Origin of the sequence: Streptomyces sp. NPDC005803 (assembly GCF_040630435.1) — a bacterium.
Taxonomy (GTDB): Bacteria; Actinomycetota; Actinomycetes; order Streptomycetales; family Streptomycetaceae; genus Streptomyces.
In genome coordinates, this window is record NZ_JBEXXO010000007.1 from 230,686 (window position 1) to 245,371 (window position 14,686).

Here is a 14,686-nt window from a genome sequence, read left to right on the forward strand (position 1 = left end):
CGTCCAGCGGCTTTGTCACTCGGTGACAAGTGATCCACATCGAGTACCTGATTCGTCGATTTCCGCTGTTCAACGGCTTGTCCTGGCGGTTTCGGCGGACATAACGTGCGCCTCCTGGTGCATGTGTGACGAGCCGCCATTGGATTTCTCAGAGCCGGAGCGCTGACAGATGACTTCGTTCACCGAAACGTCGAGGGAGGGCCGATGGGAATCGAAGTAGTTGTGGAAGGCCTTACGAAATCCTTCGGCAAGCAGAACATCTGGCAGGACGTCAGCCTTACCCTGCCCGCCGGCGAAGTGAGCGTGATGCTCGGTCCTTCCGGCACCGGAAAGACCGTCTTCCTCAAGTCCATCATCGGCCTGCTCAAGCCCGAACAGGGACGCGTGCTCATCAACGGCGTCGACATGGTGAACAGCCCCGAGCGGCAGATCATGGAGACCCGGAAGCTGTTCGGGCTCATGTTCCAGGACGGCGCGCTCTTCGGATCGATGTCCCTCTTCGACAACATCGCCTTCCCGTTGCGTGAACACACCCGCAAGAAGGAATCGGAAATCCGCCGCATCGTCATGGAGCGCATCGACATCGTCGGTCTCCTCGGCGCCGAGGACAAGCTGCCCGGTGAGATATCCGGCGGCATGCGCAAGCGGGCCGGCCTGGCCCGCGCGCTCGTCCTGGACCCGCAGATCATCCTCTGCGACGAGCCGGACTCCGGGCTCGACCCGGTGCGCACCGCGTTCATCTCGCAGCTGCTGATCGACCTCAACGCGCAGATCGACGCGACGATGCTGATCGTCACCCACAATCTCGACATCGCCTCCACCGTCCCGGACAACATGGGGATGCTCTTCTGCCGCAACCTCGTCACCTTCGGGCCGCGCGAGGTGCTGCTCACCAGCGATCTGCCCGTCGTCTCCCAGTTCCTCGCCGGACGCCGCGAAGGCCCCATCGGCATGTCGGAGGAGAAGGACGCCGCCACCCTGGCCGCCGAGGAACTCAACGGCTACGGGCGAGGCATCAGTTCGGCCAACGCCCCGCGCACCGTCGTCCCGCAGCTGGAGCCCTCGCCGGGGCTTCCGGTGCGGCAGGGCGCCCTGCGCCGCCGGGAGCGGGTCATGTCGATGATGGGACAGCTGCCGGAGGCGGCCCGTACCGCCATCCTCAACAGCTACAGCCCGGCCGCGGGCGGTGGGCGCCCATGACGGCCCCCATGCCGGTGCGGCCCCCCGAGCCGCCGGCGGACCGGGTGCCGGAGAAGGCACCCGAGGAGAGACGGCCCACCCGGCTGCTCGCCCCGTTGCGCGAGACCGGGAGGCTGTTCACCCTCGCCGGGGCCGTGTGCCGGGAGACCTTCCGCCGGCCCTTCCAGGTGCGGGAGTTCATCGAGCAGTTCTGGTTCGTCGCCAGCGTCACCATCCTGCCCGCCGCCCTCGTGTCCATCCCCTTCGGTGCGGTCATCGCCCTGCAGGTGGGGTCCCTCACCCAGCAGCTCGGCGCCCAGTCCTTCACCGGCGGCGCCAGCGTCCTCGCCGTCATCCAGCAGGCCAGCCCGATCATCGTGGCGCTGCTGGTCTCCGGGGCAGCCGGTTCGGCCATCTGCGCCGACCTCGGATCGCGCAAGATCCGCGAGGAGCTCGACGCGATGGAGGTCATGGGCGTCTCGCCCGTACAGCGCCTCGTCGTGCCACGGGTCCTGGCCACCATGCTGGTGGCCGTCCTGCTCAACGGCCTCGTCTCCGTGGTCGGCACGATGGGCGGCTACTTCTTCAACGTGATCATGCAGGACGGCACCCCCGGGGCCTATCTGTCCAGCTTCTCCGCCCTGGCCCAGCTGCCCGACCTGTACATCAGCGAGATCAAGGCCCTGATCTTCGGCTTCATCGCCGGCATCGTCGCCGCCTACCGCGGGCTCAACCCGCGCGGCGGTCCCAAGGGGGTGGGGGACGCGGTCAACCAGTCCGTCGTCATCACCTTCATGCTGCTGTTCTTCGTGAACATGGTCCTCACGGCGATCTATCTCCAGATCGTCCCCGCGAAGGGGAGCTGACCGATGTCGATGCTCAGCTGGCTCGACCGATCCGGCGACCAACTCACCTTTTACGTACGGGCTCTGATCTGGATCCCGCGAACGCTGCGGCGCTACCTGAAGGAAGTGCAGCGCCTCCTCGCCGAAGTCGCCTTCGGCAGCGGCGGCCTCGGCGTCGTCGGCGGCACCATCGGTGTGATGATCGCGATGACCCTCGCCACCGGAACGGTCGTCGGCCTCCAGGGGTACGCGGCCCTCAACCAGATCGGCACCGCGGCCTTCACCGGATTCATCTCCGCGTACTTCAACACCCGCGAGATCGCCCCCCTCGTCGCCGGACTGGCCCTCTCGGCGACCGTCGGCGCGGGCTTCACCGCCCAGCTCGGCGCCATGCGGATCAACGAGGAGATCGACGGCCTGGAGTCGATGGGCGTGCGCTCCATGCCCTACCTCGTCACCACCCGCATCATCGCCGGGGTCGTCGCCATCATCCCGCTCTACGCGATCGGGCTGCTCTCCTCGTACGTCGCCTCCCGCTACGTCACCGTCCTGTTCAACGGACAGTCGGCAGGCACCTACGACCACTACTTCAATCTCTTCCTCTCCCCGCAGGACGTCCTGCTGTCGGTGCTCAAAGTGCTGATCTTCAGCGTGATGGTGATCCTCGCGCACTGCTACTACGGCTTCCACGCCTCCGGCGGACCCGCCGGCGTGGGTGTGGCGGTCGGCCGGTCGGTGCGCAACGCGATCGTGCTGATCAGCGTCACGGACTTCTTCCTCTCGCTCGCCATCTGGGGCGCCACGACGACCGTGAAGGTGGCCGGCTGATGAAGACGCGGACCACCCGCACGGCCCGCCGCAGACTCGCGGGAGTCACCTTCCTGCTCGTGCCCGCCCTGCTCGTCTGGGTGTCGGTCGCCGTGTACGAGAAGGAGTTCACCGACGACGCCACCGTCACCGTGCGGACGGGAAGCGTCGGCAACGAGATGCACGACAACGCCGACGTGAAGCTGCGGGGCGTCGTCATCGGACAGGTCCGTGACATCTCCGTCGACGGCGAGGGGGCGCGCCTCACCCTGGCGATCCAGCCCGGGAAACTCGACCGGATCCCGGCCGACGTCACCGCACAGATGCTGCCCACCACTCTCTTCGGCGAGCGGTTCGTGGCACTCGTGCCGCCCGCCGTACCGTCCGCGCAGACCCTGCGCGCCGGAGCCGTCATTCCGCAGGACCGTTCCAGCAACGCCGTCGAGCTGGAGGAAGTCCTCGACAACGTCCTGCCGCTGCTGACCGCCGTGCAGCCGGAGAAGCTCTCCGCCACCCTCAACGCCGTGTCGCAGGCGCTGCGGGGACGCGGCGAGAAGCTCGGCGACACGCTCGTCACGCTCGACAGGCACCTCCAGAAGTTCAACCCCCAGCTCCCCGTGCTCAACGCCGACATCAAGGAACTCGTCAGGGTGAGCAGGGTGTACGCGGACGCGGCCCCCGACATCCTGGACGCCCTCACCGACTTCACCACCACCAGCGGCACCATCGCCGAGCAGCAGGCGGAACTGGCCGACCTCTACGGCTCCACGACCGCCACCGCGCAGGATGTCACCTCGTTCCTGAAGGAGAACAAGGACAACCTGATCCGGCTCTCCGCCACCGGCCGGCCCACCCTGGAACTCCTGGCGAAGTACTCCGCCGAATTCCCCTGCACCCTGCGCACGATGGCCGGATTCGTTCCCGCCATGGACAAGGCGCTGGGCAAGGGCACCGACCAGCCCGGTCTGCACGTCACCCTCAAGGCCGTGACCTCCAAGGGGAAGTACGTGCCCGGCAAGGACACCCCGGTCTACGACGCCACCGGCGGACCGCACTGCTACTCGGTGCCGTACGTCGGGGCGACCGAGCCGACCGCCGCCGGGCGGGCCACCGCGTCACTGGCTCCCGGTGACAGGGCGGGCGCCGGCGAGCAGACCGCCACGGCGCCCGCGGCCCAGGACACCGCACTCGGCATGCCCAACTCCCCGCAGGAGAGCCGGCTCGTCAACGAGCTGGTGGCTCCCTCACTGAAAGTCCAGCCGCAGACCCTGCCCGACTGGAGCAGCGTGCTCATCGGTCCGGCCTTCCGCGGTGCGGAGGTGAAGCTCAAGTGAAGCGCCGCTCCCTCGCGGGCCCGCTCGCGAAATCGATCGTCTTCATCCTGGTGACCGTCCTGGCCACCACCGTCCTCGGTCTCTCCATCGCCAACACCGGAGTCGGCGACACCACCACGTACAAGGCCAGGTTCACCGACGCCACCGGTCTGATCGTCGGTGACAGCGTCCGGATCGCCGGGGTCAAGGTCGGGCAGGTCGAATCCATCGAGGTGGCCGACAAGCGGCTCGCCGAGGTCGGCTTCGCCGTCCGCAAGGGGCGCAGGCTCCCCGCCTCGGTGACCGCCTCGATCAAGTACCTCAACATGGTCGGCCAGCGCTACATCGACCTCGACCAGGGCGCGGGGCCGGTCGGCAGGAGCTTTCGAGCCGGAGAGACCATTCCGCTCTCCCGCACCACCCCGGCACTCGACCTGACCCAGCTCTTCAACGGCTTTCAGCCGCTCTTCGAAGGGCTGTCCCCGCCGGACGTCAACCAGCTCGCCGGCTCCATCGTCCAGGTACTCCAGGGCGAGGGCGGCACCGTGGACAGCATCCTCCAGCACGTCGGTTCCCTGACCACCACGGTCGCGGCCAAGGACGAGGTGATCGGCGAGGTGATCAAGAACCTCAACACGGTACTGAAGACCGTGAACGACCGGGAAGCCGGCTTCGACGACCTGGTCGACACGCTCCAGGAACTCGTCACGGGCTTCTCCGGCGACCGCAAACCGCTCGGAGAGGCGGTCACGGCGATGGGCGCACTCACCACGGTGACCGCCGGCCTGTTGCAGGACGGGCGCAAGCCGCTCAAGGACGACATCAGGCAGCTCGGCCGGCTGTCCGACCAGTTGGGCAAGGGAACCCCGCAGATCGAGAACATGCTGAAGAAGACCCCGGCCAAGATGGAGGCGATCGGCCGCCTCGCCTCGTACGGCTCCTGGCTCAACCTCTACCTCTGCGAGGCGAAGGTCAGCGGTGTGACGACCGAGGACGGCAGCGCACCGCCCACCGGGATCGGCATCACCACACCGAGCAGGTGCCTGGCATGAGCATCAGACCCCTGCGGGAACGCAATCCCGTGGCCATCGGCATCGTCGGCCTCCTCGTCCTGGTCCTCGTCGGCTTCGGCGCCTACCGCGCCGACTCGTTGCCCTTCATCGGCGGCGGCACCACGTACACCGCCGACTTCACCGAGTCCGCCGGCCTCGGCGAGGGCGACGAGGTACGGATCGCCGGCGTCAAGGTCGGCGAGGTGACCGGTGTCTCCCTCGACGGCGCCAAGGTCAAGGTCAGCTTCCGGGTCAAGGACGCCTGGATCGGTGACTCCTCCACCGTCGGCATCGCCATCAAGACGCTCCTCGGGGAGAAATACCTCGCCGTCGACCCGCTCGGCGCCGGGCCCCAGGACCCGGACCTGCGCATCACGGTGAGCCGCACGACCTCCCCCTACGACGTCACCCAGGCGTTCAACGGGCTGGGCGAGACCATCGGGGAGATCGACACCGAGCAGCTCGCCAAGAGCTTCGAGACGATCTCCGCCACCTTCAAGGACTCGCCCCCCGACGTGAGGAGCGCCGCCGACGGGCTCTCCGCCCTCTCCCGGACCGTCTCCGAGCGCGACGCCCAGCTGGCCACCCTGCTCAAGGGCAGCAAGCAGCTCACCAAGACGCTCGCCGACAAGAAGAGCAGCTTCGAAACCCTGCTCAAGGACGGCAACCTGCTCCTGGGAGAGATCCAGGCCCGCCGCGACTCCATCCATCTGCTGCTCACCGGCACCCGGAGTCTGAGCACCCAGCTCACCGGACTGGTCGCCGACAACAACAAGCAACTGAAGCCGACCCTGGACTCGCTGGGCCGGGTCACCGCCGTCCTGGTGAAGAACCGCAAGAGCCTCGACAAGGTGCTGTCCCTGACCGGTTCGTACAACCGGCTCGTCGGCAACACCCTCGGCAGCGGCCGCTGGTTCGACAACTACGTCTGCGGGGTCGTCCCCAAGGACTACCTCCCCGCCGGCACTCCTCCGGCCACCGGATGCATGCCACCCAAGCAGCAAGGCGGCCGCTGACATGAGAATCACGCGCATCGTCGGCATCGGAGCCGGCCTCGCCGTCGTGGCCGTCGCCGCCACCTCCGGAGTGATGGCCATGGACGAGGAGGGAACGACCACCGTCACCGCCTACTTCGACCAGGCCACCGGCGTGTACGCCGGATCGGACCTGCGCATCCTCGGCGTGCGGGTCGGCAAGGTCGAAAGCGTCGAGCCGAAGGGCACGGAGGTCCGGGTCACGCTCCGCGTCGACAAGGGCGTCAAGGTGCCCAAGGACGCACACGCCGTCGTCGTCGCCCCCAGCCTGGTGGCCGACCGGTACGTGCAGCTGGCCCCCGCGTACAGCGGGGGACCGGTACTCGCGGACGAGGCCGTCCTGCCGGCCGCGAAGAACGCGACCCCGGTCGAGGTCGATCAGCTCTACGCCTCCATCACCGAACTCTCCACCGCGCTGGGCCCCGACGGGGCGAACGCGAACGGCGCCCTGGCCAGGCTTCTCGACACCGGCGCCGAGAATCTCGACGGCAACGGAAAGGCCATCGGGGACTCCATCGAGCAGTTCGGCAAGGCGACGAAGACCCTCGACAAGAGCAGCGGAAATCTCTTCGACACGCTGTCCTACCTCCAGACCTTCACCACCATGCTGAAGGACAACGACGGCAACGTCCGCGCCGCCGAACAGCAGCTCAATTCCGTCACCGGATTCCTCGCCGACGACAAGACGAACATCAGCGCCGCACTGAAGGAACTGGGCACCGCCCTCGGCCAGGTCAAGAGCTTCATCCAGAAGAACCGCGGCGCCCTCAAGGCGAACGTGGACGCCCTGGTGCCGATCACCCAGACCCTGGTCGACCAGCGTGCCTCACTCGCCGAGTCCCTGGACACCCTGCCGCTCGCGGCCGGCAACGTGCTCAACGCCTACGACCCGTTGAACCGCACGCTCAACGGCCGCACCAACCTCAACGAACTCTCCATGGGCGGGCCGCTCACCCACGGGTCCCTCGGTCCTGCCGGACTCACGCCGGTGGACGCCGCACGGCAGAAGGCCCTGCCCTCCCTGCCGCTGCCCGCCGTGGGGACCGTCTACGGCACCCCGGAGAAGACCGCCACGCAGAAGAAGGGGGCGAAGCGATGAGCCGCGTCCTGCGCAGACCCGGCGCCCGCGTGACCGGCGTCGCCGCCGTACTCGCGGTGGGCGTCGGCCTGGCCCTGGTCGTCACCACGGTCGACCTGCCGACGTTCACCGGCATCGACCAGGTGACCCTGCCCGGCGGCGCGGATCTGGGGGACCACCCGTACGAGATCACCGCCGAGTTCGGGGACGTGCTCAGCCTCGCCCCGCAGTCCTCGGTCAAGGTCAACGACGTGGCCGTCGGCCGTGTCACCAAGATCTCGCTCGCCTCCGACGGCTGGAACGCCAAGGTCACCATGCGGGTCAACGGGCAGATCAAACTGCCCGCCAACGCCTACGCCCACCTCGAACAGTCCAGCCTCCTGGGCGAGAAGTACATCCAGCTCTCCCCGCCCGCCGCCGGCACCGCCCAGGGGGCACTCGCCGACGGCGATCGCATCCCCCTGACCCGGACCAACCGCAATCCGGAGGTCGAGGAGGTGTTCGGGGCGCTGTCGATGCTGCTGAACGGCGGCGGCATCAACCAGCTCAAGACCATCACCACCGAACTCAACAAGGCTCTCGCCGGACAGGAACCGCAGGTCCGCTCCATGCTGAAGCGGGTCGACACCCTCGTGACGAACCTGGACGGGCACAAGGAGGACATCACCGACGCCCTCGACGGTGTCAACCGGCTCTCCGCCACCCTCGCCACCCGCAAACAGGACGTCGGTACGGTCCTCACCGGGCTCAGTCCCGGCATGAAGGTCCTGGAGAAGCAGCGCGGCTCGCTCATGACCATGCTCCGCTCGCTCGACACCCTCTCCACCGTCGCCGTCGACACGGTCAACAGGAGCAAGGCCGACATGGTCGCCGACCTCAAGGCCCTCGCCCCCACGCTCCAGGCCCTCGCCGACTCCGGCCAGGACCTGCCCGACTCCCTTCAGGTGCTCCTCACCTACCCCTTCACGGACGAGGTGCTGCGCGGGGTGAAGGGCGACTACCTCAACGTCTACCTGGATGTGACGGCCATGCCCGGCACACAGATCATTCCGCCGCTCGTCCGCGCCGGCACCGCGCCCCCGGCGGCCGGGGGCAGCACGGCCCAGAAGTCCGGCTCGGCCCTGCCGCTGCCCCTTCCCGCGGTCACCTCGACGACGAAGGGGAGCAACTGATGATCACCCTCGCCGTCCGGCTCAAGAACATCGCGTTCCTGATCATCGCGGTGCTCGTGCTCGGCTATCTGGGAGTCCGCTACGCCGACCTCGGCCACTACGTCGGCATGCGCGGCTACTACACCGTCAAGGTCCAGCTCCCCCGGACCGGCGGGCTGTTCACCCACTCCGCCGTCACCTACCGGGGCGTTTCCGTGGGCCGGGTCGGACCCATCGAACTCACCGATGACGGGGTGGAGGCCGAACTGCGCATCGAGAAGGACGCCCCGCCCATCCCGGACGCGCTGAAGGCCGTCGTCGCCAGCCTGTCCTCGGTCGGTGAGCAGTACGTCGATCTGCGGCCGACCCGCACCGATGGGCCGTACCTGGCGAACGGCTCCGTCATCGACCAGGCGGACACGACTGTTCCCGCGCCCGTCACCGACGTCCTCACCAGCGTCGACGACCTCGCCGGCTCCGTCGACCTCGAATCGCTGCGCACGGTCGTCGACGAGTTCGGCACCGCCTTCGAGGGACGCGGTGACGACCTTCAGGTGCTGCTGGACACCGGCAGCGACTTCGTCCAGGCGGCCGACGACGCACTGCCCGTCAACACCCGGCTGATGATCGACGGCGAAACCGTGTTGCGCACGCAGGCCGAACAGGGCGACGCCCTCAAGGGGTTCGCCTCGGGCGCCAGGGAACTGGCCGCCGAGCTCAAGGGTTCCGACACCGATCTGCGCAAGCTGATCGCGGTCGCCCCCGATGCGACCGGCCAGATCAGCGGACTCCTGCGGGATCTGGACCCGAGCTTCGGCGTAGTGGTCGCCAACCTCCTCACCACGTCGGACATCGCCGTCACCCGGCAGCGCGGACTGGAGGAGCTCCTGGTGAAGCTTCCGGCCGTCGCGGCCGCGGGATCCAGTGCGGTCGACGAGAACGGCGCCCGCTTCGGCATGTCGGTCACCTTCTTCGAGCCGCTCCCCTGCACCGCCGGGTACGGCGGCACGACCTATCGCAACGGACTCGACGTCACGGCCGGCCCCGCCGCCAACACCAAGGCGCGCTGCACCTCGTCGCCCGGAACAGGCATCAACGTCCGCGGCAGCGCGAACGCCCCGAAGGGCGGGGCCCTGCCGCCACCGGCCAAGCCCGGCTCCATGCTCCTCTCCGACGACGCGCAGGGCCGGCTCCCCGGAGCGCTCGGCGTACCTGCCGACACCGCCCCGGCCACCGGCGGAATGGCCGGTCTGCTCGGCCTCGGACAGGGAGGCGGCGCATGACACCCCGTACGAAGACGCTGGGCGGCTGGGCCGTCCTGCTCGTCGCCGTACTGATCTGCGCACTCGGCGGCTGGTCGTACGCACAGGCACGCGGCGACGACGACCTCGCCTACGCCAAGAGCCGGGACGCCGCGCTGGCCGACGGGAAGCTGCACCTCGCGCGGCTCAACAGCCTGGACGGCAAGACCGCCAGGAGTGTGGACGCGGGACTCGGTACCTGGCTCGACTCCTCGACCGGGCCGCTCCACGAACAGCTCGCACGCACCCGGACCAAGGACGCGGGCGAGCTGACGAAGTCCGGTTCCACCGCGCGCGGAAAGGTCACCGACGCGGCGCTCACCGCCCTTGACCAGCGGACCGGCACCGCCCAGATGATCGCCACCGTCGACGTCCAGGTCACCCCGCGCTCGGGAAAGGGCGGCACCGAACGCAAACGCTTCGAGGCCACCCTCGCCCGGACCGCCGACGGCTGGAAGATCAAGGCGCTCACGGCGATAGCGGTCGGGAGCGGCACATGAAGCGGCAGGGAGGGGCGGCGGTCGTGAGCACCGGCACGGATCTGGAGGGCGTCGGCGGGCCCGAGGCCACGGCGGACGAGGCACCGGGCGGCGAGCTCGGGCAGGACAGCGCGGCGGACGCCGGGGCCGGTGCGGACGGGCCGGCGCCCGGCGCGGGCCGCCGCCCGCTGCGTGTGGCGGCCGGGGTCCTGGTCGTCGCGCTGCTCGTAGCGGGTGGCGGGCTCTTCGCGGCGGGGCGTCACCTGCGCGACACGCCCGCCACGTCCAACAGGGCGCTGACCGACAGCGGGGCGACCGTCCGGGTGGCGGGAGACGTCACCAACGCGCTCGGCAAGGTGTTCTCCTACAGCCCGGAGGCCACCGGCGTCACCAAGGAGGCCGCGAAGCAACTCCTCGCCGGCCAGGCGCTCCGGCAGTACGCGGCGCTGTTCGGCCAGGTCGAGAAGCAGGCGGCCGACCAGAAACTCACCCTCACCACCCATGTCGTGCGGGCCGGGGTGACCAGGCTGACCGACGAGAGCGCCCACCTGCTCGTCTTCCTGGACCAGGTCTACGAACGCGAGGGGAAGGCCGCCAACAGGGCCGCGGCCCAGCTCTCGGTGACCGCCCAACTCCGCGACGGGCGCTGGACGATCGTGGAGATCAACTCCAGATAGCCCCGCGACGGCAGCGCGGAGCAGTACCGAAGAACAGCACGCACAGCACAGACCGGCCGGCAGGGAGAGGCAAATGGCACGGGTACGGATGACGAGGAATCCGCTGGTGGCGGCGGCGATCGTGCTGACGGTCGCGGCGGCGGGCGCCGCGGGCTGGGGCGGGGCGTCCTGGTACCGGGCGGAGCACAACGGCTCGGCGGCGTACGCCCAGGCGCGCGACGACGCCTTGGCCGCCGGCGAGCAGGCCGTACAGAACATGAACACGCTCGACCATGAACAGCTCGCCAAGGGCCTCGACAGCTGGGAGGACTCCACCACCGGGGACCTGCACCAGCAACTCGTCGACGGACGGGACGGGTTCGTGAAGCAGATCCAGGCGGCGAAGACCGTCAGTACGGCCAAGGTGCTGTCCGGTGCGGTCACCGAGCTCGACGACCGGGCCGGCAAGGCGGGCGTGATGGTGGCGCTGCGGGTGACCGTGACCGCGCCCGAGGGCAAGCCCGCGGTGAAGGAGAGCCGGATGCTGGGCCAGCTCACCCGCACCTCCGAAGGGTGGAAGCTCAGCGCCCTCGGCCAGGCGCCCGTCGGCAACACCGCCGGCTGACGGCTCACGCCACCGACTCCCACCCTGCACCGAGAGGACCACGGACATGTCGACGACCCGCCACCTCGTGAACCGGCAGCGACGCCTGGCCACCGTCGCCGCCGAACGCACCGCAGCGCCCGCCCCCGTGCGCGAGCCCGTGGATCCCGGGACCGTCCGGGACGACTCCGGGCCCGACGACGCCGCCGTCGACGAGGCGGAACCGCAGGAGGAGCCCGAAGAGGGCACGCCGCGCTCCGGCCGTCCGCCCCGGCTCCGGATCAGACTGCCCGCCGTGCTCTGCGCCCTGACCGTCCTCCTCGGCGCGTTCGCCGCGTGGGCGTTCACCTCGGCCGCCACCCTGAACGACGACCCGGGCCGGCAGAACACCGCGCTCACCGACATCGCCCGCACCAGCGAGGTGAAGGGGCAGATCACCGAGGCCGTCGGCGCGGTGTTCTCGTACGACTACGCCTCGCCCGCCAAGGCCGACGCCGCGGTCAGGAAGTATCTGACGGGCAGAGCGGTCCAGCAGCACCAGGACATGCTCGCCGGGGTCCGGGCGCAGGCACCGAAGCAGAAGCTCGTCCTCACCACGACGGTCACCGAGAGCGGTGTGGAGCTGCTCGACGGCGACCGCGCCCGGCTGATCATCTTCGCCGACCAGAGCAACACCCGTACGGGCACGTCGGAGGAGACGACGTACGCCGCGGCGATGTTCGCCGTGGACGCCGTCCGCAAGGGCGGCACCTGGCGGATCTCCGCCATCGACACGTTCACCCGGTGACCCGGGGGAGAGGAGAGCACGCATGAGGTTCAACGGCACCATGCGCCGCGGAATCGGTGGCACCGCAGCCGCCGTGGCCGCGATGGCAGCGCTCACCGCGTCCCAGGCACCGGGGCTCGTCGCGCACGTGGAGACGCGGAAGGAGAAGCCGAAGACGGAAACGGACGAGGTCACGTGGTCGCAGGTGGCCAACGACGACTCGTACCACACCGAACTCCCGCCCCTGAAGAGCCCCGAGCCGCCCGAGCCCGGCGTCGAACGGAACACGGCGGCCGTGCAGTCGTGGGCCGAGGCGGGGATCCCGGCCACGGTGCTCGCCGCCTACCGCAAGGCGCAGAGCGCGCTGGGGCACAGTGATCCGGGCTGCCGGCTGCCGTGGCAGTTACTCGCCGCGATCGGCAAGGTCGAGTCCGGACACGCGTCCGGCGGCCGGGTGGACGCGCACGGCACGACGCTCTCCCCGATCCTGGGACCGGTGCTCAACGGCGCCGGGTTCGCGAACATCCCCGACTCGGACGGTGGCGGGTACGACGGGGACAAGACCTACGACCGGGCGGTCGGCCCGATGCAGTTCATCCCCTCGACCTGGGCCCACTGGGGCAGGGACGGCAACGGCGACGGCCGCAGCGATCCGAGCAACATCTACGACGCGGCCCTGGCGGCCGGGGCCTATCTCTGCGCGGGGACGCGCGACCTGACGGTGAAGGCCGACCTCGACCGGGCGATCCTGAGCTACAACCACTCGGACACCTATCTGCGGACCGTGCTGTCCTGGCTGGAGTTCTACCGCAAGGGCACCCATGTGGTGGCCGACGGCAAGGGCACGGTGCCCACGAGTCCCGGGGCGGGCAGCCCGAACGCTCCCGAGCGCCCCGTGGGCGGACCGGCCACGGGCGGCGGCGGCGACGACGGTGGCGGTGGCGGTATCGAGGTCGGTCCCCAGCCCAGCCACTCCACGCGCCCGACGGCACCGGGAACCACGCACCCGGGCACCGGCCCCACGCCGGGCGGCACGCATACCCCGGACCCCGGCGACCCGACCGGCCCGGGCACCCCCGACCCCACCGACACCGGCTCCGCCGACCCGGGCCCGACGACGACGCCCGACCCCGGTACCACGCCCGACCCCGGTACCACGCCGCCCGATCCGGGGGACCCCGGCTGCCCGACGGACCCCGCGTCGCCGGAGCCGACAGACACCACGGGGACGGCGCCGACGCCGTCGCCCGACCCCACGGAGACGGCAGAGCCCTGCTCCACGGCGACGGTGCCGCCGGCCGCCGACTGACGGCGGCGGGCACGTTCAGCCGTCCGCCGACAGCACCTCGGCCAGGTCGTACCGCACCACCTCTTCCAACTGCGCGTACGTGCAGCTGTCGGGGGTGCGTTCCGGCCGCCACCTGCGGAACTGGGCGGTGTGCCGGAACCGGTCGCCCTCCATGTGGTCGTACGCCACCTCGCAGACCCGCTCCGGCCGCACCGCCACCCAGGACATGTCCTTCTTCCCCGACCAGCGGCTCGGCGCCCCGGGCATCCGGGCGCTCTCGTGTGCCTCCGCGTCCCCCCAGGCACCCCACGGGTGCCCGGCGGCGTCGGTCACCAGCGGTTCGAGTTCGGTGACCAGTTCGGCGCGGCGTTTCATGGGGAAGGCCGCACAGACGCCCACGTGCTGCAGAGCTCCCCGCTCGTCGTACAGACCGAGGAGCAGCGAGCCGACGACGGGGCCGCTCTTGTGGAAGCGGTAGCCGGCCACCACGCAGTCGGCGGTCCGCTCGTGCTTGATCTTGTACATCACGCGAGCGTCCGGCCGGTACGGAAGATCGAGCGGCTTGGCGACGACCCCGTCCAGACCCGCCCCCTCGTACCGCTCGAACCACTCCTGGGCGACGGCGGGATCAGTGGTCGCCGGGGCCAGGTACACCGGGGCCGAGGCATCGGCGAGCGCGGCCTCCAGCACCGCCCGCCGGTCCGACTGCGGGGTGTCCAGGAGCGAGTCGCCGCCCAGCGCGAGAAGGTCGAAGGCGACCAGGCTCGCCGGGGTCCGCTCGGCCAGCAGCCGCACCCGGGAGTCGGCGGGGTGGATGCGCTCGCTGAGCCGGTCGAAGTCCAGCCGGCCGTCGTAGGCGACCACGATCTCGCCGTCGACGACACAGCGCGCCGGCAGCTGCTCCCGGACCGCGGTGACCAGCTCGGGGAAGTAGCGGGTCAGGGGCTTGCCGGTACGGCTGCCGATCACCACCTCGTCACCGTCCCGGTGCACGACCGCCCGGAAGCCGTCCCACTTGGCCTCGTACTGCATGCCGGGCGGAATGCGCGCCACGGACTTGGCGAGCATCGGCTTCACGGGCGGCATCACCGGCAGGTCCATGCCCCGATTGTGAACCGTACGGCGACCGGAGT

At 69.9% G+C, this 14,686-nt stretch carries 15 protein-coding genes; 14 read left to right on the forward strand and 1 reads right to left on the reverse strand.

Features of this window, described 5'->3' with window-relative positions:
- The first annotated feature begins 204 nt into the window (after positions 1 to 204).
- The 14 genes from ABZ454_RS12960 to ABZ454_RS13025 all read left to right on the forward strand — a co-directional run bounded on the left by ABZ454_RS12960 (position 205) and on the right by ABZ454_RS13025 (position 13,574).
- Entirely contained in the window at positions 205 to 1,200 is a 996-nt protein-coding gene (locus ABZ454_RS12960) for an ATP-binding cassette domain-containing protein (RefSeq protein ID WP_356318569.1), read from the forward strand.
- Positions 1,197 to 2,045, forward strand: a complete 849-nt coding sequence (locus tag ABZ454_RS12965) for an ABC transporter permease (RefSeq protein ID WP_356318571.1) — start codon at positions 1,197 to 1,199, stop codon at positions 2,043 to 2,045. Before ABZ454_RS12960 ends, ABZ454_RS12965 begins: the two co-directional genes overlap by 4 nt.
- Positions 2,046 to 2,048: 3 nt before the next feature.
- Positions 2,049 to 2,852, forward strand: coding sequence for an ABC transporter permease (locus tag ABZ454_RS12970; RefSeq protein ID WP_356318574.1), 804 nt, complete (start codon positions 2,049 to 2,051; stop codon positions 2,850 to 2,852).
- Positions 2,852 to 4,165: an MCE family protein gene (locus ABZ454_RS12975; RefSeq protein ID WP_356318576.1), complete on the forward strand. Its 1,314-nt coding sequence runs from the start codon at positions 2,852 to 2,854 to the stop codon at positions 4,163 to 4,165. Before ABZ454_RS12970 ends, ABZ454_RS12975 begins: the two co-directional genes overlap by 1 nt.
- Positions 4,162 to 5,196 (forward strand): MCE family protein, encoded by a 1,035-nt coding sequence (locus ABZ454_RS12980; RefSeq protein ID WP_359537706.1) that lies wholly within the window; start codon positions 4,162 to 4,164, stop codon positions 5,194 to 5,196. The genes ABZ454_RS12975 and ABZ454_RS12980 overlap by 4 nt, the downstream gene beginning before the upstream one ends.
- A complete protein-coding gene (locus tag ABZ454_RS12985; RefSeq protein WP_359537708.1) occupies positions 5,193 to 6,212 on the forward strand; it encodes an MCE family protein in 1,020 nt (339 codons plus the stop codon). The genes ABZ454_RS12980 and ABZ454_RS12985 overlap by 4 nt, the downstream gene beginning before the upstream one ends.
- Position 6,213: 1 nt before the next feature.
- Positions 6,214 to 7,329, forward strand: a complete 1,116-nt coding sequence (locus tag ABZ454_RS12990) for an MCE family protein (RefSeq protein ID WP_359537710.1) — start codon at positions 6,214 to 6,216, stop codon at positions 7,327 to 7,329.
- Positions 7,326 to 8,480, forward strand: a complete 1,155-nt coding sequence (locus tag ABZ454_RS12995) for an MCE family protein (RefSeq protein ID WP_359537712.1) — start codon at positions 7,326 to 7,328, stop codon at positions 8,478 to 8,480. The genes ABZ454_RS12990 and ABZ454_RS12995 overlap by 4 nt, the downstream gene beginning before the upstream one ends.
- The gene (locus tag ABZ454_RS13000) at positions 8,480 to 9,742 is read left to right on the forward strand and encodes an MlaD family protein (RefSeq protein ID WP_359537714.1); all 1,263 of its coding nucleotides are present in this window, start codon (positions 8,480 to 8,482) and stop codon (positions 9,740 to 9,742) included. The genes ABZ454_RS12995 and ABZ454_RS13000 overlap by 1 nt, the downstream gene beginning before the upstream one ends.
- Positions 9,739 to 10,260: a hypothetical protein gene (locus ABZ454_RS13005; protein ID WP_356318588.1), complete on the forward strand. Its 522-nt coding sequence runs from the start codon at positions 9,739 to 9,741 to the stop codon at positions 10,258 to 10,260. Before ABZ454_RS13000 ends, ABZ454_RS13005 begins: the two co-directional genes overlap by 4 nt.
- Positions 10,257 to 10,916: a hypothetical protein gene (locus tag ABZ454_RS13010; protein WP_356318590.1), complete on the forward strand. Its 660-nt coding sequence runs from the start codon at positions 10,257 to 10,259 to the stop codon at positions 10,914 to 10,916. Before ABZ454_RS13005 ends, ABZ454_RS13010 begins: the two co-directional genes overlap by 4 nt.
- A gap of 73 nt (positions 10,917 to 10,989) precedes the next feature.
- Positions 10,990 to 11,520: a hypothetical protein gene (locus tag ABZ454_RS13015; RefSeq protein WP_359537716.1), complete on the forward strand. Its 531-nt coding sequence runs from the start codon at positions 10,990 to 10,992 to the stop codon at positions 11,518 to 11,520.
- A gap of 46 nt (positions 11,521 to 11,566) precedes the next feature.
- On the forward strand, positions 11,567 to 12,286 hold the full coding sequence (locus ABZ454_RS13020; RefSeq protein WP_359537718.1) for a hypothetical protein: 720 nt from the start codon (positions 11,567 to 11,569) through the stop codon (positions 12,284 to 12,286).
- Positions 12,287 to 12,308: 22 nt separating this feature from the next.
- Entirely contained in the window at positions 12,309 to 13,574 is a 1,266-nt protein-coding gene (locus ABZ454_RS13025; RefSeq protein WP_359537720.1) for a lytic murein transglycosylase, read from the forward strand.
- 15 nt (positions 13,575 to 13,589) lie between these two features.
- Here ABZ454_RS13025 and ABZ454_RS13030 read toward each other — a convergent pair whose 3' ends face one another.
- The gene (locus ABZ454_RS13030) at positions 13,590 to 14,654 is read right to left on the reverse strand and encodes an ATP-dependent DNA ligase (protein ID WP_359537722.1); all 1,065 of its coding nucleotides are present in this window, start codon (positions 14,652 to 14,654) and stop codon (positions 13,590 to 13,592) included.
- Positions 14,655 to 14,686 lie beyond the last annotated feature (32 nt).